This is a genomic window from Stenotrophomonas sp. NRRL B-14846 (genome assembly GCF_050473585.1).
Taxonomy (GTDB): domain Bacteria; phylum Pseudomonadota; class Gammaproteobacteria; order Xanthomonadales; family Xanthomonadaceae; genus Stenotrophomonas.
Genome location: NZ_JBFLUN010000022.1, coordinates 2,377,418 through 2,399,878 on the forward strand (window position 1 = coordinate 2,377,418; position 22,461 = coordinate 2,399,878).

The 22,461-nt window shown below is 67.7% G+C and carries 17 protein-coding genes; 5 read left to right on the plus strand and 12 right to left on the minus strand.

Annotation, left to right across the window (positions count from 1 at the left end):
• Positions 1-28: 28 nt before the first annotated feature.
• The 3 genes from secG to AB1281_RS13300 form a co-directional block, all read right to left on the minus strand.
• Positions 29-466 carry a preprotein translocase subunit SecG gene (secG, locus tag AB1281_RS13290; protein ID WP_014037951.1) on the minus strand — a complete coding sequence of 146 codons (438 nt, stop codon included), beginning with the start codon at positions 464-466 and terminating at the stop codon, positions 29-31.
• Between the two features lie 31 nt (positions 467-497).
• The gene (tpiA, locus tag AB1281_RS13295; RefSeq protein WP_014037952.1) at positions 498-1,253 is read right to left on the minus strand and encodes a triose-phosphate isomerase; all 756 of its coding nucleotides are present in this window, start codon (positions 1,251-1,253) and stop codon (positions 498-500) included.
• A gap of 777 nt (positions 1,254-2,030) precedes the next feature.
• Complete coding sequence (locus AB1281_RS13300) at positions 2,031-2,966, minus strand: isopenicillin N synthase family dioxygenase (protein ID WP_014037953.1); 936 nt, start codon at positions 2,964-2,966, stop codon at positions 2,031-2,033.
• 196 nt (positions 2,967-3,162) lie between these two features.
• Between AB1281_RS13300 and AB1281_RS13305 the strand changes: the two genes are divergently transcribed.
• From AB1281_RS13305 to galE, 4 genes are all read left to right on the plus strand, one after another.
• Complete coding sequence (locus tag AB1281_RS13305) at positions 3,163-5,040, plus strand: DUF3413 domain-containing protein (RefSeq protein ID WP_430346127.1); 1,878 nt, start codon at positions 3,163-3,165, stop codon at positions 5,038-5,040.
• Positions 5,041-5,060: 20 nt separating this feature from the next.
• Entirely contained in the window at positions 5,061-6,206 is a 1,146-nt protein-coding gene (locus AB1281_RS13310) for a glycosyltransferase family 4 protein (RefSeq protein WP_430346128.1), read from the plus strand.
• A complete protein-coding gene (locus AB1281_RS13315; protein WP_430346129.1) occupies positions 6,199-7,056 on the plus strand; it encodes a polysaccharide deacetylase family protein in 858 nt (285 codons plus the stop codon). The genes AB1281_RS13310 and AB1281_RS13315 overlap by 8 nt, the downstream gene beginning before the upstream one ends.
• Positions 7,057-7,130: 74 nt before the next feature.
• The gene (gene galE / locus AB1281_RS13320) at positions 7,131-8,153 is read left to right on the plus strand and encodes a UDP-glucose 4-epimerase GalE (protein WP_430346130.1); all 1,023 of its coding nucleotides are present in this window, start codon (positions 7,131-7,133) and stop codon (positions 8,151-8,153) included.
• Between the two features lie 48 nt (positions 8,154-8,201).
• Here the strand turns inward: galE and AB1281_RS13325 are convergent, their stop codons facing one another.
• From AB1281_RS13325 to trpB, 6 genes are all read right to left on the minus strand, one after another.
• Positions 8,202-8,684 carry an RcnB family protein gene (locus AB1281_RS13325; protein WP_197588379.1) on the minus strand — a complete coding sequence of 161 codons (483 nt, stop codon included), beginning with the start codon at positions 8,682-8,684 and terminating at the stop codon, positions 8,202-8,204.
• A 256-nt stretch (positions 8,685-8,940) separates the two neighbouring features.
• A complete protein-coding gene (gene glmM / locus AB1281_RS13330; RefSeq protein WP_049445557.1) occupies positions 8,941-10,302 on the minus strand; it encodes a phosphoglucosamine mutase in 1,362 nt (453 codons plus the stop codon).
• On the minus strand, positions 10,302-11,177 hold the full coding sequence (gene accD / locus AB1281_RS13335) for an acetyl-CoA carboxylase, carboxyltransferase subunit beta (RefSeq protein ID WP_005410473.1): 876 nt from the start codon (positions 11,175-11,177) through the stop codon (positions 10,302-10,304). The genes glmM and accD overlap by 1 nt, the downstream gene beginning before the upstream one ends.
• A gap of 261 nt (positions 11,178-11,438) precedes the next feature.
• Positions 11,439-12,248, minus strand: a complete 810-nt coding sequence (gene trpA / locus AB1281_RS13340) for a tryptophan synthase subunit alpha (protein ID WP_430346131.1) — start codon at positions 12,246-12,248, stop codon at positions 11,439-11,441.
• A gap of 1 nt (position 12,249) precedes the next feature.
• Positions 12,250-12,930 carry a hypothetical protein gene (locus AB1281_RS13345; RefSeq protein ID WP_430346132.1) on the minus strand — a complete coding sequence of 227 codons (681 nt, stop codon included), beginning with the start codon at positions 12,928-12,930 and terminating at the stop codon, positions 12,250-12,252.
• Positions 12,927-14,144, minus strand: coding sequence for a tryptophan synthase subunit beta (trpB, locus tag AB1281_RS13350; protein WP_014647880.1), 1,218 nt, complete (start codon positions 14,142-14,144; stop codon positions 12,927-12,929). Before trpB ends, AB1281_RS13345 begins: the two co-directional genes overlap by 4 nt.
• Positions 14,145-14,241: 97 nt before the next feature.
• Between trpB and AB1281_RS13355 the strand changes: the two genes are divergently transcribed.
• Complete coding sequence (locus tag AB1281_RS13355; RefSeq protein WP_430346133.1) at positions 14,242-15,129, plus strand: LysR family transcriptional regulator; 888 nt, start codon at positions 14,242-14,244, stop codon at positions 15,127-15,129.
• A gap of 72 nt (positions 15,130-15,201) precedes the next feature.
• On the opposite strand, the gene AB1281_RS13360 is transcribed toward AB1281_RS13355, so the two are convergent.
• The 3 genes from AB1281_RS13360 to AB1281_RS13370 are packed head-to-tail and all read right to left on the minus strand — an operon-like array spanning position 15,202 to position 22,450.
• Positions 15,202-16,311 carry a toxic anion resistance protein gene (locus AB1281_RS13360; protein WP_049445566.1) on the minus strand — a complete coding sequence of 370 codons (1,110 nt, stop codon included), beginning with the start codon at positions 16,309-16,311 and terminating at the stop codon, positions 15,202-15,204.
• 44 nt (positions 16,312-16,355) lie between these two features.
• Entirely contained in the window at positions 16,356-17,063 is a 708-nt protein-coding gene (locus AB1281_RS13365; RefSeq protein WP_430346134.1) for a hypothetical protein, read from the minus strand.
• Entirely contained in the window at positions 17,060-22,450 is a 5,391-nt protein-coding gene (locus tag AB1281_RS13370) for a DNA repair ATPase (RefSeq protein ID WP_430346135.1), read from the minus strand. Before AB1281_RS13370 ends, AB1281_RS13365 begins: the two co-directional genes overlap by 4 nt.
• Positions 22,451-22,461 lie beyond the last annotated feature (11 nt).

Consider the following 22,461-nt stretch of genomic DNA (forward strand, 5'->3'; position numbering starts at 1 on the left):
CCCGATGCGCCGCGTATTGTAACCGGCTTCAGTCTTTCTGGGAGCCTTCCGAAGGCTTTTCTTCACCAGAAACCGAAGATTCCGCCTTAGCCGGCACATTCGCGGCCGGAACCGGGGCGGCCGGGACCGCATCGGCCTTCGGAACGGCCGGCAGTTCGCCCGCCGGAGCCGCCGGAGCGGTCGCCGCCGGGGCGGACATCAGGCCCAGGTCCTGGTCAGCCGCCGGGCGGGTGCCGTGACCGGCATACCAGGCCATGAAGAGGCTGATGCCAAAGAACACGACAGCCAGCCACTTGGTCGACTTGGACAGGAAGTTCGAGGCGCCGCGCGCACCGAACACCGTACCCGAGGCACCGGCACCAAAGCCCGAACCCGCCGCCGCACCCGAGCCACGCTGCATCAGGATCAGCGCGATCATGGCCACAGCGACCAGCACGTAGACGACATTGAGGATCAACATCAGCATTGGAAACCGCCCTCGGACAATACTTCTAGGATTAGTTCGCGGCCGCCGCCCGTGCGATGGCCAGGAAGTCCGCGGCCACCAGGGAGGCGCCGCCGACCAGCCCACCATCGACATCCGGCTGCGCGAACAGTTCCCCGGCATTGTCGGGCTTCACGCTACCGCCGTAAACAATGGGCAGTGAATCAGCGATTCTAGCATCGATACGCGCGACTTCGCCACGGATGAACGCGTGCACCTGCTGTGCCTGCTCCTTGCTGGCGGTACGACCGGTGCCGATGGCCCAGACCGGCTCGTAGGCAACCACGGCCTTGGCGAAACCGGCCGCGCCGACCAGCTCCAGCACCGGCGCCAGCTGGCTGGCGATGACCGTTTCGGTCTGCCCGGCCTCGCGCTGCTCCAAGGTCTCGCCCACGCACAGCACCGGCACCAGGCCGGCATGCTGGGCGGCGGCGAACTTGCGCGCGACCAGCTCGCTGCTTTCATGGTGGTACTGGCGGCGCTCGGAATGGCCGACCAGGCCATAGCGGGCCCCGACCTCGACCAGCATGGCCGCGCAGACCTCGCCGGTATAGGCGCCCTTCTCGTTGCTGCTCACGTCCTGCGCGCCGAAGGCCAGGCCGGTCTCGCCGAAGTCCTCGACCAGCTCGCCCAGGTACGGCAGCGGCGGCAGGATCACCACGTCCACCCCCTCCAGCGGCAGCCCGGCGGCCACCTGCCCCAGCAGTTCATTGGCGAATTGACGGCTGCCATGCAGCTTCCAGTTTCCGGCGACGATCTTGCGGCGCATGAGCGGGTGGCTCCTGTGTGAAGTCAGCCGGTCATGATACCCGCTACGGCAAAAATCCGTTTCCGTGTAAGCGGTTACATGGATTTTCAGCCAACGGCGCAGCCCCTCGTGGCGGGCCGGCTGGGCTGGGTGGGTCGCGGAGAGTCCGGTTGGGTTGGTGGGCCGGGCCGGGCGGGTGGGGATGGCGGGGGACGCCGTAAACCCCCAGGCCGGCCCAGCCGCTGGCGGCTGTGCGTTCGGACGCTTGCGAAGCAGTGCTTCGCAAGCAAAGCGCCCTCACCCCTGGGGGCTTGGCCGCGGCATCCATGCCGCGGACACCCCCGCCATCCCCACCCGCCCGGCCTCTGACACATTCCGGCGGTTCCGCCCACCACGGAAAGAAATAAGAAGATCAAAAGCAAAAGCGGCATTGCGGGTAGCTGCCGGGGTCAGATCCCTTTTCCTGCGGAAAAGGGATCTGACCCCTACCCCACACCCATGGCCTGGATCTAGCGTGTCGACCAAGGTCGACACCTACCGGAAATCGCGATTTACCCACCGTCACCGGGAAACTGTCGGGGGTGGGGCGGTGTGGGTTGGCAGGACCGTTGGCGCCATGGATGGCGCCATCGAGCCCCCAGGGACGGGTTCACGGCGTGTCCTGCCAACCCACACCGCCCCGCCCAACCAGTAGAAACCCAGAGCCGCTTTGGCTTTGGCTTTGGCTCTGGCTTCAGCCTCTGCGGGTGCAGGGCGCAGCCCTGCAAAGAAAAAGGCCGCCTTTCGGCGGCCTTCTCATTACTTCAGTTTGATCTCGCGCAGGCGTTCCTCGAGGAAGCCGTGGGCGGTGATCGCCTCCGGGTACCGGCTCGGGTTCTCCGCGGTGATGCACGAGGGCAGCACGTCGATCAGGAAGTCCGGGTTCGGGTGCAGGAAGAACGGCACCGAGTAGCGCGGCTGGCGCGCCAGGTCACCCGGGGGGTTGACCACGCGGTGGATGGTCGACGGATACACGTGGTTGGTCAGGCGCTGCAGCATGTCGCCGATGTTGACCACGATGGTGTCCGCATCTGACGTAAACGGCACCCACTCGCCTTCATGCGACTGCACTTCCAGGCCCGCGGCACTGGCGCCGACCAGCAGGGTGATGAAGTTGATGTCGCCGTGGGCACCGGCACGCACGTTCGGAATGTCGTCGGTGGTGATCGGCGGGTAGTGGATCGGGCGCAGGATCGAGTTGCCGAAGTTGGTCTTGTCGGCGAAGAAGTCTTCCGGCAGGCCGATGTGCAGGGCCAGCGCGGACAGCACGCGCGACCCCAGGTTGTCCAGCGCCTGATACAGGCCGTAACCGCGCTCACGGAAACCTTCGACCTCGGTCGGCCACAGGTTCGGCGCCATCACGTCACGGTACTTGGAGTCGTCGGCGATCTCGCGGCCGATGTGCCAGAACTCCTTCAGGTCGAAGTGCTTGGAGCCCTTGGCAGTCTCCACGCCGAAGGGGGTGTAGCCGCGGGCGCCGCCGCTGCCGGCCACGTGGTACTTGCGCTTGACCTCTTCCGGCAGGGCGAAGAAGGCCTTGAAGGCATCGTAGGCCGCGTCGATGTCGGCCTGCGGGATGCCGTGGTTGCGGATGCCCGCGAATCCCCATTGGCGATAGGCCGCGCCCAGCTCGGCCACGAAGGCCTCGCGGTCGCTGTCGAAACGGGTGATGTCGAGGGTGGGGATCTGGCTCACAGCGGTTCCTGGCTTGTCGTTGGGTCTGAAGGGGCCAGCGCATTCATGGCCCGCCTGAACATTGTGACAGATCGCCCGGGGGACGCCACTCGATACGAAGAAACAAACCGATACAATGCGCGACCCGCGCGCGGCGTAACGCTTCCGTCACGTTCGGCCCCGCCCCTTTCCCCGCGCCCCCTGAACCTGCCCCGACATGCCCGCAGCCGCCTCTGCCACCCCCGACAATGCAGGTTCCGCCCGGCGCTGGCGCCGGCTGGCCTGGTGGTCGCTGTTCATCGCCGGCAATGCAGTTCTGGCCGCGGCGATTACGCTGGGCAATGTACCGCTGCGTGACAATCCGGGCGGCGGCGCCGGCCTGGCCTATCTGGCGGTCGCCCTGCCCGGCCACCTGCTCGCATTCGGTGCGCTGGCCGGCCTGCTGCCGTTGCTGCTGGGCCTGTGGCCGCGCAGTGCGCGTACGCTGAGCATCAGCGCGGTCGTGCTGCAGGGCCTGTGGCTGTGCCTGCTGCTGGTCGACGCCAAGGTCTTCACCCTGTACCGCTTCCACCTCAATGCCATGGTCGTGAACATGGTGTTCGGCGGCGCACTGCAGGACCAGGTTGCCCTGTCCTGGAAGACCTGGCTGCAGGTCGGCCTGCTGGTTGCCGCAGTCTTCACCGCCGAGGGCCTGCTGGCCTGGGCGTGCTGGAAACTGCTGCCGGCCGCGCCGCGCCGTCGACGGGTGCTGCAGGCCTGGGCGGTGGTCGCGCTGCTGATGGGCGGCGGCCAGGTCGCCACGGCCTACTACGACGCCCGCGGCGACCGCGATGTGATCGCGCAGTGGAACTACCTGCCGTGGGCACAGCCGATCACGGCCAAGAGCTTCATGCGGCGCCTGGGCGTGGTCAGCCAGCAGCATGCCGGCCTGCCCGACCCGCGCCATGCGCAGCTGCTGTACCCGCTGCATCCGCTGCGCTGCCAGAGCCCACATCGCCCCAATGTACTGATGGTGGTACTGGAGTCGCTGCGCCACGATGTGCTGACACCGCAGCTGATGCCCAACGCGTCGGCGCTGGCGCAGGATGCGCGCGTGTTCGACCACCATTTCAGCACCGGCAATGCCACCCGCTACGGCCTGTTCGGGCTGCTCTACGGCCTGCCCGGCGGCTATTGGCCAAGCATGCTTGACGAGCAGCGTGGCTCGCAGCTGTTCCAGGTGCTGGGCCAGCAGGGCTACGACCTGCACCTGTACGGCAGCGCGCCGATGTACAGCCCGGAATTCGACCGCACCGTGTTCGCCGATGTGCGCGACCAGCTGCACCAGGGGCCGTCGGCACTGAAGTCCGACGGCCGCGACCGCGCGATCATCAGTGCACTGCAGCAGGACATCCGCGCCAGCCAGGCCGCGCAGCGCCCGTGGTTCGGCTTCGTGTTCCTCGACTCCACCCATGCGCCCTACCACATGCCCGACGGCTACCCGCCGGTGGCGACGCCGATGGCCGCGGACATCGACTTCCTCAAGTTCGGCCCGGAGCATGATCCGACGCCGGAACTCAACCGCTACCGCACCGCCGTGCACTATGCCGACAGCCTGATCGGCACGCTGCTCGACGACCTGCGTGCACAGGGCCTGGCCGAGGACACCATCGTGCTGGTCACCGGTGACCATGCCGAAGAGTTCAACGACCTCAAGCTGAATTACTGGGGCCACAACGGCAACTTCTCCGACTACCAGCTGCAGGTCCCGTTCGTGCTGCATTGGCCGGGCAAGGCCGCTGGCCACGACGCACGCACCAGCTCGCACGAAGACTGGGTGCCGACGCTGATGCGCCACGCACTGGGCTGCGAGAACGCGCTGGGCGATTACAGCACCGGCCAGGACCTGCTGGCCGAGCCGCAGGGCCAGCGCGCCCTGGTGGTCGAAAGCTGGTCGCAGCGTGCGATACGCCATGGCGACGCCATCTACGTGTTCGACAAATTCGGCAACGCCACCGCCCTGGACCTGCACTACCGCCCGCTGCCGCAGCAGGCGCCCGACGCAGCCGCCGTACGCACTGCATGGGAAGCGCTGACCCGCTTCCGCAACCGCTGACCCTCAAGGATCGATCCCGCATGAACCGTCCGCTGCGCATCCTGCACACCGAAGCCGCCAAGGGAATGGGCGGGCAGGAGATCTACATCTTCCGCCACATGCAGGTGATGCGCGCGCGTGGCCACGAGGTGGCGCTGCTGTGCCAGCCCGAGGCGCGACTGGCCCAGCTTGCACGCGATGATGGCTTCACCGTGCACACCCTGCGCATGGGCGGCCTGCCGCGCCTGCTGCGCGGCATCTGGTCGGTCTCGCGACTGGTGCGCCGCGAGCGCTATGACGTGGTCAACACCACCAGCCGCCGTGATGCATTGATAGCCGCGGCCGGTGCACGCCTCGGCGGCACACCGCTGGTGGTGCGCTCGCGCCACCTGATGAGCCCGGTCAACTCACTGCTGACCTATACCGGCCTGCCGCACCGGATCATCACCGTCAGCGACTTCGTCAAGCAGCTGCTGGTCGACCGTGGCATCGCCGCAGAGCGCATCGGCATCGTGCCGCCGATGGCGACGCCGCCACGCTGGGACGGCGCCGAGCAGGGCGATCCCTGGACAAGCCTGCAGGACACCCGTGCACAGGTGCGTGCCGAACTCGGTTTCGCCGAGCGCGACATCGTGGTCGGCTGCGTGGCCGTGCTGCGCGAAGCCAAGGGCCATGCCGAACTGCTGCATGCCATTGCACCCTTGTGCAAAGCCAACCCGGATCTTCACCTGTGCGTGATAGGCGACGGCGAGCCGGTGATGGGCCGCCTGCAGGCCCTGCGCAGCGAACTCGGCCTGGAGCAGCAGGTGCATCTGCTCGGCTTCCGCAGCGACGCCCACCGGCTGATGGCCGGTTTCGACGTCTTTGCCCTGGCCACCCACAAGGAGGCTTCGGGCACGGTGTTCCTCGAAGCCGCGCAGGCAGCGCTGCCGATCGTCTCGCACCGCGTTGGCGGCGTGCCTGAAATGCTGGTGGAAGGTAGCAATGCCATCCTCACCCGGCTGGGCGATGACGCCGCCCTCACCGGCGCATTGCGCCTGCTGGTGGACGATCCGGAACGTCGGCGGCAGATGGGCCGTGCCGGTTGGGACTGGATCCGCAGCACTGCGCGGTTCAGCGCGGCCGGCCATGGCGAGGCCACCGAAAATTATTACCTCCAATGGTTGAAGGAGCTGGGTCATGGCTAATGCCAGAACCGTACCGGTGCTGATGCACCACCATGTCAGCAACTCGCCGGGCATGATCACCGTATCCCCGGAGAACTTCGAGAGCCAGATCGCCTGGCTCGCACGTACCGGCTGGACATCGCTGACGCTGGACCAGTACGCCGACTTCCTTGCCGGCAAGCCGGTACCGCGCAAGTCGATCGTGATCACGTTCGATGACGGCTACCTGGACAACTGGGTCTACGCCCACCCGATCCTGCAGAAGTACGGCATGCATGCGGTGGTGTTCGTGGTCACCGGCTGGATGCACGAAGGCCCGGTGCGCCCGCACGCCGGCATCGAAGGCGCCGAGCTGCCGGTTACGCCGGAGCACCGTGCCTGCGAAGACCTGATCTACAAGCAGGGCCGCAGCGACGAAGTGATGATGCGCTGGAGCGAAGCGCGCGCGGCGATCGAAGCCGGCACGTTCGAGGTCCACTGCCATACCCACAGCCACACCCGCTGGCTGAAGCGTGACGACCTGGATCGTGGGCAGCGCCGCGAAGGCATCAGCGGTGACCTGGCGATGGCCAGGCAGACGCTGCTGGAGAAGCTCGGCGAAGTCTCCGACACGCTGTGCTGGCCCTATGGCGACTTCGACGATGACTACATCGAAGTGGCGCGCGAACAGGGCTTCCGCTACCTGCATACCACCCATCCGTTCGGCCGCAACGTGGTGGGTGGAGATCCGGAGCGCATCTACCGTTTCGCGATCCGCAACCGCCCGGCCAGCTGGCTGCGCAAACGCATCGCCTGGAGCTACAACCCGCTGATCGCGCCGATCTTCAACGGCTTCAAGGCCCGGCAGAAGAAGATGGTGCCGGGCCCGTAAACGGCGCAGAGGCGCCTATCCCTGTGATCGGCAGCACCCGCTTCTTGAATGGATTCGAAGGAACAGTGAAGGCAATGAACGTACTGGTGACCGGCGGCGCTGGCTATATCGGCTCGCATGCATGCGTCGAGCTGCTGCAGCAGGGACACGACGTCGTCATCGTGGACTCGCTGTACAACAGCGACGCCAGCGTCGTCGAGCGCATCGGACGGATCACCGGCACGGCGCCGGTGTTCGTGCAGGCTGACATCCGTGATCGACCGCGCATGGCCGCCCTGATGCAGCAGCATGCGATCGATGCCGTGCTGCACTTCGCGGCGCTCAAATCCGTGGGCGAATCGCAGAAGGTGCCCCTGCAGTACTTCGACAGCAACATCAGCGGCACGATTGCCCTGCTCGGTGCGATGCAGGATGCGGGGGTGACGCTGCTGGTCTTCAGCTCCTCCGCCACCGTGTACGGCAACCAGGAGCACTGCCCGGTGGCCGAGTCCGCTTCAACCTGTGCAATGACGCCCTACGGCCGTACCAAGCTGGTGGTGGAGCAGCTGCTCGCGGACCTGGTCGCGACGGGCCAGGACCTGCACGTGGCGACGCTGCGCTACTTCAATCCGGTGGGCGCACATGACACGGCATTGATCGGTGAGCTGCCGCACGGCACGCCGAGCAACCTGATGCCCTACATCGCGCAGGTCGCTGCTGGCCTGCTGCCGGAAGTCCAGGTCTTCGGTGATGACTATCCGACCCATGACGGCACCGGCGTACGCGACTACATCCATGTGCAGGATGTGGCCAGCGCCCACGTGCTGGCCCTGCAGTTCCTGCGCGACCAGCGACGCAGCATCACGCTCAACCTCGGCACCGGCCAGGGCCACAGCGTGCTGGAACTGATCCAGGCCTTCGAGCAGGTCACCGGCATTCGGATTCCGTTCCGCATCGTCCCGCGACGCAATGGCGACATCGCGGTCAGCTTCGCCGACGCCTCGCTGGCGCTGCGCGAGCTGGGCTGGAAGGCCCGTCACTCGCTGTCCGACATGTGTCGTGACACCTGGAAGTGGCAGCGGGAAATGCCGGCCCAAGCGCCACCGACACGCCCGTGAACGAACGACTGCACCTGCCTGCGCCGTGACGCAGGCAGGTTCTGTCAGTCAGAAGAATCGCCCGTAGACGACCTGCACGATCTCGCCGTTGCCCGTGTTGATCAGCAGCGCATCAGGACCGTAGCGAACCCATTCGTAGCCCATCGGCGGCATGTCCAGGCCGAACAGCCAGAAGTCGTTGAGGATGTAGTCTCCGACCCAGTAGGGGCGCGGCAGAATCTGACCGTAATGCCAACGCTGGTAGGCGTAGCCGACTGGCGGATGGTACGGGCCGATGCGGAAGGCATGGTCGGCACGGAAATTGTGCCGGTAGTCTTCACGGAACACCGGTCGTGCATTGCCCAGCTCACGTGGCCGCTCCATTCGCGGATAGCCCCACGGCGCGCGCATGGGCTCCTCGCGTGGGGCGGTCATATGCGGCCCGCCTTCGGGGCGACGTTCGGCACTGGCAATGGAGACACCGCCCAGCAGCGGCAGCACCAGCAGCGCACCTGCCAGCAGGCGGCGGCTGTAGCGCAGTGAGGTGTTCATGGTCATGGTCCTTGCAACGAAGGAAGAAGGATGGAGCGTGGTCCGCTCCGACCGGGCCCCCGCCTGCGCATCGCGTGCGTCGATGCAGGGATCCTGATGCCGGGGATACGCCGCGCATCGTTCAAAGCGCGTCACAAAGCGCACAGCCGCAGCTGAACGTGATCACGGGTCGCGATCGGTTCAGTCAGTGGTGCTGGAAAGCGACATGGCCGCAGAAGCGGCCATGTCGGGGTGCCAGGTTGTACCGTCGCCGGGCTCAGGCGGCGGCGTCGCGCACCGCAGCGGACAGGCGGTCCAGCGTGTCCTGCATCAGCGTTGCATCATCGGCCTCGACCGTGACCCGCACCACCGGCTCGGTACCGGACGGGCGCAGGAATGCACGACCACGGCCAGCCACCGATTGCTGCGCGACGGCCAGCGCGGCCTGCACGCTGTCGGCCTGCACCGTGGCCTTGGCCGAGACATTGCCCAGCCGCACGTTGACCGTCTTCTGCGGCACCCGCACCAGCCCCTTCAGCGCCTGACGCAGGGTCTGCCCGCTGTTGCGCAGCGCCACCAGTACCTGCAGCGCGCTGACGATGCCGTCACCGGTGGTGGCCCGGTCCAGGCACAGCAGGTGGCCGGAGGCTTCGCCGCCGAGCACGCCGCCGCCTTCCATCAGCGCCTGGTGCACGTAGCGATCGCCGACATTGCTGCGCACGAACGGAATCTGCAGGTCGGCGAATGCCTTCTCCACACCGTAGTTGCTCATCAGCGTGCCGACCACCGGGCCGCGCAGGCGGCCTTCGGCCTTCCATGCACGGGCCAGGATGTACAGCAGGTCATCGCCGTCGACCGGATTGCCCTGGTCATCGGCCATCAGCACGCGGTCACCATCGCCATCGAAGGCGATGCCGAGATCAGCGCGGGTTTCGCGGACCTTGGCCGCCAGGTTGTCGATATGGGTGGAACCCACACCGGCGTTGATGTTGACGCCGTTGGGCTCGGCACCAATGCCGATCACCTCGGCGCCCAGCTCGCGGAACAGCAGCGGTGCGATCTGGTAGGTGGCGCCGTGCGCACAATCAAGCACCAGGCGTACGCCACGCAGGTCGAACGCGCGCGGCACGCTGGCCTTGCAGAACTCGATGTAGCGGCCGACCGCCTCGCGCGCACGCGACGCCTTGCCCAGCTTTTCCGATTCGGCGGTGGTGAACGGAACGTCCAGCGCCGCTTCCAGGGCCAGCTCGGTGGCATCGTCGAGCTTCTCGCCCTGGGCGGAGAAGAACTTGATGCCGTTGTCGTAGTGCGGGTTGTGCGAAGCACTGATGACGATGCCGGCATCCACGCCCAGCGTGCGGGTCAGGAACGCCACCGCCGGGGTCGGCATCGGCCCCAGCAGCTGCACGTCGGCACCGGCGGCGACCAGGCCGGCTTCCAGTGCCGCTTCGAACATGTAGCCGGAAATGCGGGTGTCCTTGCCGATCACCACGATCGGCCGGCGCCCGTCCTGGCCGCGCTGGGCGACCAGGACACGGCCCAGGGCATTGCCCAGGCGCAGCACGAAGTCGGCCGAGATCACGCCCTGGCCGACCCGCCCACGGATGCCATCAGTACCGAAGTACTTGCGGCCTCCCATCAAGCCACCTCCGGCGCCGGCTGACGGCCCAGCATTGCCAGCAGATCGGACAGGCGGTCGCGCATTTCGCGGCGGTCGCAGATCTGGTCGATGGCACCATGCTCCAGCAGGAACTCCGAGCGCTGGAAGCCTTCCGGCAGCTTCTCGCGCACGGTCTGCTCGATCACGCGCGGGCCGGCGAAGCCGATCAGCGCCTGCGGCTCGGCGATGTTGATGTCGCCCAGCATCGCGAACGAGGCCGACACGCCGCCGGTGGTCGGATGGGTCAGCACCGAGATGTACGGCAGGCCGGCTTCACGAAGCTTGCCCAGCGCCGCCGAGGTCTTGGCCATCTGCATCAGCGAGAACAGGCCTTCCTGCATGCGCGCGCCACCACTCTGCGAGAAGCACACGTAGGGCGCACCGATCTCGACCGCGGTTTCCGCGGCCAGTGCGAAACGCTCGCCGACCACCGAGCCCATCGAGCCGCCCATGAAGGCAAAGTCGAAGGACGATGCCACCAGCGCACGGCCCTTGAGCAGGCCACGCATGGCGATCAGCGCGTCGTACTCGCCGGTGTTCTTCTGCGCGATCTTGATGCGCTCGCTGTACTTCTTCTGGTCCTTGAACTTGAGCAGGTCGGTCGGGCCCAGGCGCGCACCGATCTCGGTGGTGCTGTCGGCGTCGAACAGGGCGGCCAGGCGCGCACGCGCACGGATCGCCATGTGATGGCCGCACTTCGGGCAGACTTCCAGGTTCTCTTCCAGTTCCGGACGGTACAACGCGCTGCCGCAGTTGCTGCACTTTTCCCACAGGCCCTCGGGGACACTGCGCTTCTTGCTGGGGGTGTTGTCGGTGCGGATGCCGGACGGCATCAACTTGCTGAGCCAACTCATGCGGGAGGACACTTCCGTTCAGGGCGGCCCAGGGGCCGCAAAGGCGGACAGTCTAGCTCCGCTTTCCCCGCCCGTGCACCCCCTTGCCGGCCACGGGGCCGCCGGAAAAAACCATGCTGGGACGTACGTTTAGGTGTGGGGTAGTGCCGGCCGCTGGCCGGCAACCATTGTGTTTGGACCGATGGGTAGTGCCGGCCGCTGGCCGGCAGCCCCTGCGCGCAGGCGGGTATGGACGATGCCGGCCAGCGGCCGGTCGTCCTGTTACGCGTCCAGCGCCTCCCGCAGCGGGGCGAGGAAGGCCCGGGCGCGCTGCGCGGCCTCTTCCGCCGAGCCCGCTTCGGCCAGCGCCGCCACCAGCGCGCTGCCCACCACCACGCCGTCGGCCTGGCGGGCCATCGCCGCGGCACTGTCGGCATCCTTGATGCCGAAGCCCGCCACCACCGGCACCGACGCGCGCGCGCGCAACGCCTGCAGGCGGGCACTGGCGGCATCGCTGTCAAGGCGCTCGGACGCACCGGTGACACCGGCAAAGCTGACGTAGTAGAGATAGCCACGGGCCAACGCCAGCAGCTTGTCGGCGCGCGCCTCGCTGGTGGTCGGCGACGCCAGCAGGACCAGCGCCAGGCCGGCTGCGTCGAACGCCTGCAGGGCCTCGCCCGCTTCTTCCGGCGGCAGGTCGACCAGCAGCACGCCATCCACGCCGGCGTCCACGGCGGCCTTGGCGAAGGCCGCGTAACCGTGGATCTCCACCGGGTTCAGGTAGCCCATCAGCACCACCGGGGTCTGCGCATCGCGCTCGCGGAACTGCGCCACGGCCTGCAGCACGTAGCGGCTGCCAGCACCGCGCGCCAACGCGCGCTCGGAGCTGCGCTGGATGGTCGGGCCATCGGCCATCGGGTCGGAGAACGGCACGCCCAGTTCGATCACGTCGGCGCCGGCATCGACCAGTGCGTGCATGACCGGCACGGTGGCTTCCAGCGAGGGATCACCGGCCGTGACGAAGGGGATCAGCGCCTTGCGCTGCTGTTCGCGCAGACGCTGGAAACAGGCATCGAGTCGGGATACGGACATTTCAGGCACATCCTTCAATCAGTTCAATCGCATCGCTGGTTCCCCAGTACATCTGGGTGACCCTCCCTTCAAACAGTTCCACGCGGATACCCAGGTCCGAACCCGGGTCCTGCCAGGTGAGGTACTCGCCCTGGTCACCGTCGTAGGCATGCGGGCTGGATACCGACGGCTTCGGGAACTGGGCCATGGCCTGGGCGCGGGTCATGCCGACGCGCAGGCCGAATGGCCCGGGCTGCTGGGTCGGCGCCCCGCTCTCCGGATCCAGGCCGAGATCGAAACGGACGACGCGATCTTCATCGGTCATCATCGACACGCCGGGCGGCAGCCCCTTGCCGTCGTAGTACTCGCAACTGCCGCCGATGGCTTCGACCGCCCCTTGCGCGGTCCACGGCCCGAGTGCCTTCAGATCGGTCATATGCTGGCCGATCAGCACCTCGCCGGCATGGTCCAGCGCCACCGAGACCACCGCGGGCGCGCCATCGCTGTCCGTATCTTCCATGGACGGCGGATCGACGATCGGCGCACGCGCCATCGGGTCGAGGTCATCGTTGGCGGCCGGCTGCTGTGCCGGCTGCGTGGTGGCCTTGGCGGCCGGCGCCAGCAGCGGCGGCTCCGGCGGCTGGCACGCGGCCAACCCCAGCGCCAGCAGCAGCACGCCACTGTTGCGCAGCAGCGCGCTCACAGCACCAGCCCTTCGCGCGCAGCGATGGTATGCACGTCCTTGTCGCCACGGCCGGACAGATTGCACAGCACGATCTGGTCACGCGGACGCTCACGCGCCAGCTTGATCGCCTGTGCCAGCGCATGGCTGGACTCCAGCGCCGGCAGGATGCCCTCGGTATGCGCCAGCAGGTGGAAGGCCTGCAGCGCTTCTTCATCGGTGATACCGAGGTAGCGCGCACGGCCGGTATCGGCCAGGAATGCGTGCTCGGGGCCGACACCCGGATAGTCCAGGCCGGCCGACACCGAATGGGTCTCGATGATCTGGCCGTCGTCGTCGCACAGCACATAGGTGCGGTTGCCATGCAGCACGCCGGGACGACCGGCGGCGATCGACGCGGCGTGGCGGCCGGTGCTGATGCCATCACCTGCGGCTTCGGCGCCGACGATCTCGACCTGGCGATCATTGAGGAAGGCATGGAACAGGCCGATGGCATTGCTGCCGCCGCCGACGCAGGCGGTGATCGCATCGGGCAGGCGGCCGTACTCGGCCAGCATCTGCTCGCGCGCTTCGCGGCCGACGATGGCGTTGAAATCGCGCACCATGCGCGGATAGGGATCCGGGCCGGCGACCGTACCAATGATGTAGAAGGTGTCCTGCACATTGGTCACCCAGTCGCGCATCGCTTCGTTGAGCGCGTCCTTCAGGGTGGCCGAGCCGGAGGTGACCGGCACCACCGTCGCGCCGAGCAGCTTCATGCGGTAGACGTTGATCTTCTGCCGCTCGATGTCGGTGGCGCCCATGTACACCACGCATTCCAGGCCCAGCCGCGCGGCAACGGTGGCGCTGGCCACGCCGTGCTGGCCGGCGCCGGTCTCAGCGATGATGCGCTTCTTGCCCATCCGCGCCGCCAGCAGCGCCTGGCCGATGGTGTTGTTGATCTTGTGCGCGCCGGTGTGGTTCAGGTCTTCGCGCTTGAGCAGGATCTGCGCGCCGCCGACATGGTCGCTCAGGCGCTGGGCGTGGTAGATCGGGCTCGGCCGGCCCACGTAGTGGGCCAGGTCGCGGTCGTAGGCGGCCTGGAAAGCCGGGTCCTGGCGGGCCTGGTCATAGGCCTGGGCCAGTTCCTGCAGCGGGCCGACCAGGGTTTCGGCAACGAAGCTGCCGCCGTAGCGGCCGAAATGGCCCTGGGCATCCGGGAAGGCGTGGTAGTCGGCAATGGGGGAGGCAGACATGGAAGCGACCGCTGGTTCGAGACAGGTGGATACTCTAGCGCACGGGTCGTGACCGGAAAATGGATATTATCTGGCGCATATCGTCAGGAAATCTCACATGAGCCGCTCCCTGCTGCCACCGCTCAAGGCGCTGCGCGCGTTCGAGGCCACCGCCCGCCTGGGCGGGGTTGGCCGCGCCGCGCAGGACCTGCACGTTACCCACGGTGCGGTCAGCCGCCAGCTGAAGCTGCTGGAAGACCACCTCGGCCTGGCGCTGTTCCAGCGTGCCGGTCGCGGCCTGCGCCTGACCGCTGCGGGCACGCGCCTGCAGGCCGCGTGCAGCGAGGCCTTCAGCGGCATCGAAGACTGCGTGCGCGAACTGCGGCGGCCGACGGCGGCCCCGGCGCTGGTGCTGGGCTGCAGCGGCAGCGTGCTGGCCCGCTGGATGATCCCGCGCCTGCCCGCACTGCAGGCCGCCCTGCCCGGCGTACGCCTGCAGTGGTCGGCGCTGGATGGCAGCTTCACCGAGGCGCAGGCCGCACTGGATGCGGTCCTGCTGCTGGCGCAGGGGCCGTGGCCCCGGGGCTGGCAGGTGCGTGAGCTGGCGCCGGAACGGGTCGGCGTGGTGGTGGCCCCCTCGCACCCGGCCGCGCAGCGCCTGCGGCATGTACCGCCCTCGGCGCTGCTGCAGGAGACGCTGCTGCACACCAGCTCACGGCCGCAGGCGTGGCCGGCGTGGGCGCAGGCGCACGCTCTGGACACCGCCAAGCTGCAGCTGGGCACGGCCTTCGAGCATCTGTACTACCTGCTGGAGGCAGCGGTAGCCGGGCTGGGTCCGGCGATCGCACCTGAGCCGCTGGTGGCCGAGGACCTGGCCGCCGGGCGACTGGTCGCGCCGTGGGGGTTTGCCGCCACCGGTGGTTTCTGGGTGCTGGCGCGACCGGACGGACCGGCCGATGCGCGCGTGGATGCGCTGGCCGACTGGCTGGGCCAGCAACTCCCTTGACAACAAAAAGGGGACGGAGGGGATTAAGTCGCAAGTGGCACAAACGACTTAATTCCCTCCGTCCCCTTTTTTTCAGCTGGCGGTTGGAGTGGCCAGGCGCTGCTGCAGGTCTTCGCGCAGGCGCGACAGCTCGACTTCGGCCTGCTGCCGCTGCTGCATGCCTTCGCGATGGATGCTGCGCACTTCCTCGACCGTGGCGATCAACTGGTCGTGCACGTGGCGCAGCGTGGCTACGTCGATCACGCCGCGCTGGTTGCTGCGCGCGGTATCCACCGAGGCCTGGCGCAGCAGATCGGCATTGCGGCGCATCAGCTCGTTGGTGGCATCGTCGATGGCGGTGGACAGCTCGACCGCGGCCTTCTGCTCACCCAGCGAAAGCTGGATGGCGAACTGGCGCTTCCACGACGGGATGGTGATCTCGCGCACCGTGTTGAACTTCTCGATCAGCTGCAGCGCATTGGCCTGGATCAGGCGGATCATCGGCAGCGACTGATCGGCCGCATGCTGCATCAGTTGCAGGTCGGACACGCGCTTTTCGATCAGGCGGATCGCGTTGTCGACTTCGCCCTGGCGGATGCGCTGCTGCGGATCCTCACTGCCCTGCCCGGCCTGCTGCTCGGCCTGCAGTTCGGCCAGGCGCTGTTTGCCGGCGGCAGCATACAGGCCCAGCGCATGGCGTTCTTCTCGGACGATGTCATGCATGCGGTCGAACTCGCCCACGCGCTTGCCCATCAACGCCTGCTGCACACCGACATCGCCCAGCAGCTGCTCGATCTGCGCGTTGGTGTCGCTGAATTTCTGCACCAGCTCGCCCTTGGATACGCGTAGGCGGTCGATCAGGCCGCCGATCACCGGCACCTTCGACCGCTGGGCGAAGCCGTCCAGCTTCAGGCTGCGCGCGATGCGCACCACTTCGCCCAGTTTCTCGCCGCTGGCATCCAGGTCACGATTGCGCACCTGGTCGAGCAACTGGCTGGAGAACGCTGCGGTGCGCGTGGCCGCTTCGCGACCGAACACCTGCAGGTTGCCCGGGCGCAGGTCATCCAGCTCCAGGCGGATCTCGGCGATGCGCGGCAGATCCTCGCGGACCAGGCCAAGCGCCTGCAGTGCGCCGTCATCGAGCGGAGTGGCGGTGGTCGTGCCGGGCACGAGGGCACCGGGGGTCTGGCTGTCCTGGGTCATCGGGCAGTCTCCTTGCAGTTGGGTAAGCGGCAGCGGCGGCCGGCTCAAGGCAGTCTAGCCTGAGCCGCCGCGACCTCGTCATCGATCTGTGCGTGCAGCGTGGCGGCCTTCGCCGCCAGTGTGGCGCCGGCCGCGGCCTGGCCCGCCACGGCGGCCTGCCGCCAAGCCGGCAGCAGAACATCATGGATGCGCGCGAAGCGTTGCAGCAGCACGTTGTCCTGGTCCTGCAGCAGCTGCCACTGGCCGGACTCGAGACGGCGCAGCATGGCCAGCCGGCGCAGATGATCGAGCCGTTGCGACAACGCGGCCTGCCCGGCGAAATCCAGCGACGCCAGCCGCGCCTCAGCCAGCCCGATCCAGTCGTCCAGCGCTGCGGCCGCCGCTGAATGCCCTGCGATGGCCATGGCCCGCCGCTGCAGGTGCTGCTGCAGGTGCAGGGCCTGCTCGCGAGCCTGCAGGGCCAGCACGCCCAGCTGCGACTGCAACGCACGCCCTTCCGCCTCGCGATCGACATCGCGCCCCAGCAGGCGGCCCCACCAGCCCTCCTGCTGCCGGATCTGCGCCGGGTTGGCGGCCTGCAGGGCCAGCGCGATGCGTGCCAGTGCGGCCACCAGGCCTTCGCCCGCACCCGGCGGCAACGGTGTTTCGCGCCGCGCCAGTGCCTGCAGCAACGGCGCACCATAGTCGGCCAGCACGGCGACATCGGCCGTGTCCGGCAAGCTCGGTGGCGGCAGTGGCGCCTGCGTGGTCACGGCAGCGGCGGCGGCTTCGGTGTCGTTGCCGGAATCTCCTCACCTTCATCCGGCGGCAACGACTCACCGTAGAAGTGGCGCATCAGGGCCTCATCCAGCGCGCGCTCCTCCGGCGTCGTGGCACGGCGCACACGCGCACGCTGCGCCACCGCACTGTTCGGCACCCCACGCTCGACCTGCTGCCGCGCCCAGCCGGCGAACGCGGCCAGGGTCTGCGACACCTGTGCCTGCTGCGCCTGCGATGCCGCCAACAGTTCCACCAATGGCGCCAGGCCCGCCTGCAGGTCGTCGGCCAGGACCGAGGCCGGCACACTGGGGGCCGCCGCGACCGGCTCCGGCGCCGCGACGGCGGGACGTGTTTCAGAAAGGCGATGCAGGGCCTCCAGCAACGCCGGCCACGGTGCCGGATCGGCAACGGCAATCGCTTCCGGCGCCGGCGGTGGCAGCTGCAGGGCGGTGGCGATGTCGGCCAGCTGCGCGACCACGCGCCCGCCGACATCGCTGTCGTCGGCACCCATGGCCTTGTTGCGCAGGAAATCGCGCTTGATCTGCGCCCAGCGCTGCGCCTGCGTGTCGTCCAGCACGTCGCGCAGCTCGGCCAGCTTCAACAGGTTTTCTTCGGCGCCGGTGGTCAGCAGCTGTGCCTCGCCCAGGTAGTGGTCGGAGATCAACTGCTGCAGCTCGTCCTCGTTCATCACCGGCGAGATCTTCTCTGCCAGCTTGTTCATGTTGCGGTAGCTGCCCTGCAGCCGGAACGGCGGCTCGCTACGGTAGCGATCGTCCTGTGCGGCACTGGCGATGTACTGCTGGTTGACCCGGTAGACCACGTCGCGCACGCGCAGCATGCGCTGCAGGGTGGCGGTGATCTCGTTGATCTCCGCGCTGCTGTAGGCATGGCTGAGGCCGTTGGTCGAGACCTCCTTGCCCATCGCACGGTCGACCAGCATGTACAGGTCAGCCATGTCGCGCGTGGCCAGCGGCGCCAGCACCGGGTTGGAGGTCAGGCTGTTCTCGATGTAGCTGAGGGTGAAGGCCGCCTCCATGCCACCGAGCACATCACCGAGGTTGTAGATGTCGGCACGGTTGGCCAGCATGTCCGGAATCTTGAACACCTCGCCGGACTCGGTGTACGGGTTGCCGGCCATCACCACGCAGAACTTCTTGCCGCGCATGTCGTAGGTGCGGGTGCGGCCGCGCCACACGCCTTCGATACGGCGGGTGCCATCGCACAGCGAGATGAACTTCTGCAGGAACTCGGGATGGGTGTGCTGGATGTCGTCCACATACAGCATGGTGTTGTTGCCCATTTCCAGCGCGAGGTTGAGCTTTTCCAGCTCCTGCCGCGAGGTCGCGTCCGGCGCCTGGGCCGGGTCCAGCGAGCGCACCTCATGCCCCAGCGCCGGGCCGTTGATCTTCATGAAGACCAGGCCCAGGCGGTGCGCCACGTATTCCATCAGCGTGGTCTTGCCGTAGCCCGGCGGCGAAATCATCATCAGCAGGCCCATCAGGTCGCTGCGCTTGTTCTCGCCGACCGTGCCCATCTGCTTGGCCAGGTTGTCACCGATCACGCCCAGGTAGACATCGTTGATCAGCTTGTTGCGCACGAACGAGGACAGCGGCCGCGCCTTGAACTCGGAAAGCCGCAGGGTCTCGCGCTCGCGCCCGATGATGCCCTGGCGCAGCGCCTGGTAGGCGTGGAACGCCGGCACGAAATGACGCAGGTGCTGCGTCAGGCGCGCATGGAAATCATCCAGCGATACCACCAGCGTGCCGTTGCTGATGCGTGCGTGTTCACCCAGCAGGCCATTGACCTCCGCCTGCAACGCGGCGTCGCTGGCACGGGTACGCAGCTGGCGCTGCACCAGCAGCAGTGCCGCAGCCTCGTCGACGTAGCCGGCATGTAGGGCATGCCCCGGCATCCGCGCCAGCGCCCGCAGCCACTGCCCGGCCAGCGCCCAGCGCGTGGCCAGCGGATCCTGGCTGCGCTGCAGGGCGCGTTCGACCGCCTCGCGCTGCCCGGCCTGTTCCAGCTGCTGCGCCAGTGCATCCAGCAGCGCTAGCGCATGGCGACTGCTGCTGAACACCGGCTCGCCGGTCGCCAGCTCTTCGCCCAGATAGGCGGCCGCGGCCTCTGCGGCATCGGCATCGAACGGCAACGCGTGGGATTGCGCATACGCCAGCAGTGCCTCGGCCATTTCCGCACGCAACGCCAGTCGGCCTTCGTCGGACCCCAGCAGGCGTGCCAGCGCTTCGGCACCCATCTGCCGGCCCGGCCATTGCGCCACCGCTTCGCGCCGCTGCTCGGCGGCCCAGAACAGCAGTGCCAGCGCACGCACCCGCGGTGCATGGCGCAGGCTGCCGGCCGCCTGCTGCAAGGGCAGCAATGCACGCAGGATCAGCGCGGCATCATGGTCATGGATGCCGCGCTCGTAGCCTTCGCGGTAGCGCGGTGCGGCGAATGCTCGCACGCGCTGGTCCAGTGCTTCGGGCGTGGCGACATCGTGCTGCAGCGTGGCCAGGTCAAGGCCGTCGCTCCCCTCCTGCGCGGCCATCAGCAGGCTGCCGGCCAGATACTCACCGCGATACAGCGCAGGTGACTCCGAGTCCAGGGTGACCGGCCAGAACGGCTTCAGCGCATCCAGCTCCGGATCGTGCAGGGTCTCCAGGAAGTCGGTGCCGGTCAGATGGATCGCCAGCGTGTCACCACGCGGCAGCAGGGTCAGGTCCAGCGCCTGGGTGTTGACGCTGAAGCGATGGCGCGGCCCCAGCCGCACCACGTTGCCGCCCGCTTCGTACAGATCACTGCGGTCGCGCAGCTGGCGTACCGCCTGGTCACGCACGCCCTTCAGGCGCGCCTCAATGTCGTCGGCCTTGACGTTGTCATGCAGCGCGCGCAGGCGTTCGGCCAGCTCACGCAGCTTGAGGATCAGCGGATCGCCGGCGAAGAACGCATTGAGCTCATCGGCGGTGGCGAAGCGCTCGGTGCGCTTGGCCAGGCCATCGAGGATGCGGCTGGCCGCGTCCAGCACCGAACGTGCCTTGCGCTGGCGATCATCCAGCAGTGCCTGCTTGTGCGTTTCGAAGGCTTCAACCAGCTCTTCGCGCTTGCTCAGGATGTCGCCAAGGAACTGCTCGTGCTCGCCGAACTGGCTCTCCAGCTCCTCCAGCTGCACCAGCAGGCGCGACAGCTGCTCGTCGGCGCGTTCCGGATCGGTGGCCAGCGCCAGCGCGCTGGTGATCGACTGCGAGAACAGCGCGAACTGCGCGGCGAACTGCGCCACGGCCTCGGCCGAACCCAGCGACCGGCGACGCTGATCAGCACGCGCACGGGCCTGGTTGAGGCGGCCGTACAGCACCGAGATCGACTCGACCACGCGGGTGCGGGCGGTGGCATCGTCCACCTTCAGGCCGGCCATCAGCTCGGACAACATGTCCAGGTCGGCGGCCATGCCACGCAACCCTTCCAGCTGCTCGTCCAGCTGGCGGGCACTCTGTGCCTGCTGGGCCGCTTCATCCAGCGCCTGCAGGCGCGTGGTCAGTGGCGCCAGCGCAGCATCACCGGCGAGGAAGTCACCCGTGGCGGCGCCGACATGATCCTGCGCTTCCACCAGCTCGGCCGCCATCACTTCGATACGCGCGGTGTCGATGTAGCGCAGCTCGCGGATGGTCAACAGCCGTCCACGCAAGGCGGTGATCGCATTGAGCGCCTCGACGAAGGCCTGCACCTCGTTCCAGTTCTGCGGCTGCAGCCGGCCCAGCAGCGCCTTGTGCGCAGCCTCGGCCTCGACCATCGCCTGCGCCGACTGCTGGCGGATCGACTGCACTTTCTCGTATTCGTCCAGCACCGATTCGCCGGTGGCGCTGATCTGCCGCAGCAGCGCCTCGGCGCCATCGCAGGCCGCGTCGCCCAGCCAGTGGTGGGCATCGAACAGGCGCCGGGTGTCGGCCACCAGGCGCTGGTAGCGCTGCACCGACACGTCCTGGCCTTCGATCTCGCGCGCCAGGTTGAACAGGTTGGAAATGCCGCGCACCAGCTCGGCGTTGCCGATGCGGCCCATGAAGGTGTTGCCGGGCGGTCGGCTGGCGGCAAACTCGTCACTGCTGAACGGGGTCTGCCAGACCTGCATCGGATGGATGCGGGTCGGTTCGCTGCCTTCGGCATGGAACAGCACCATGCGCCCGTCCTGCATCAAGGCGTAGCCATGGCCGAACACCGGGTTCTGCAGCACGCGCTGGATGGTGTTGTAGACGAACAGTGCCGAGCGCCCACCTTCGCGCTCGTAGAAGATGTACAGCACGTCCTCGCCGTTCGGCGAACGGATGCTGCGCTTGAACTGCATGCCGGCCATCGAGGCGTCGAATGCCTTGTGCTCGCCGCCCTGCAGGTAATACCCACCCGGGAAGATCACGCCGTGGTCTTCGGGCAGCTGCACGCAGGCCTGCACGATCGCATCATTGCGCACGATGCCACCGGTCAGCGTGTTGTAGATCAGGCCGCGCCACTCCGTCTCGCGGTACGGCAGCACCTTCAGCAGCACCAGCGAGCCGACCCGGGCGAATTCGAACTGGGCGTCGTCAAGCGACTGCGTGCTGTCCTCCACCGGTTCGCTGTAGATGCCCTGCCCGGTCTCGGTGTTGTTCTCGACCTTGATGGTGAGGTCGCCGCCGGTGGTCTCCACGAACAGGGTGTCGAGGATGTTCAGGTGCGAATGGCGTCCATTGACTGCCAGGTCGCGGGTCGCCCTGGTCCATTCGAAGTCGAACGGCGGCGGCAGTGCGATATCGCGCTCGCCGCGCGCATCCAGATAGGCCAGTTCGCCATCGCGCGACAGCGCCCAGCGGAACACGCGCACGTCGCTGCTGCGCTCGCCGATCTGGAACGAGGCCAGCAGCTTGTCGCCCACCACGATCAGCTGCAGCAGGCGTGCGTGCTTGTAGTAGGCGTACAGCTCGTTGAAGTCGTGCACGAAGCCGGGCTGGTCGAGGAAGCTGCCCTTCAGCTCCAGCGCGGCCACGTCGTAGCCGTCGCTGCCCTGCACCAGCCGGTACAGGCCGAACACGTCCTCGATGCGGGTCTGGGTCTTCAGCCCGATGAACACGTTGTAGCCGAACAGCAGGCGGTCCGGGCCGACCTGCACGATGTCACGGCCGACGCAGTTGTTCTCGCTGCGGATGCGGAAGCGCCCGACCACCTCCAGGCGGCTGTCGCCGAACTCGGCCAGGCGCTGGCGGTTGAGCGTCTCGGCCAGGCCCTGCAGGCGCTGGCCCTGCTCGGCCAGGCGGCGGCGCAGGACTTCGTAGGCGCCGCCCTGGGCAACGGCCTGGTCGACGGTATTGCCGCCGGCCTCCGGTGCAGTGGATTCGGCGGACGGATGGGTTTCAGACATCAGCAGGCTTC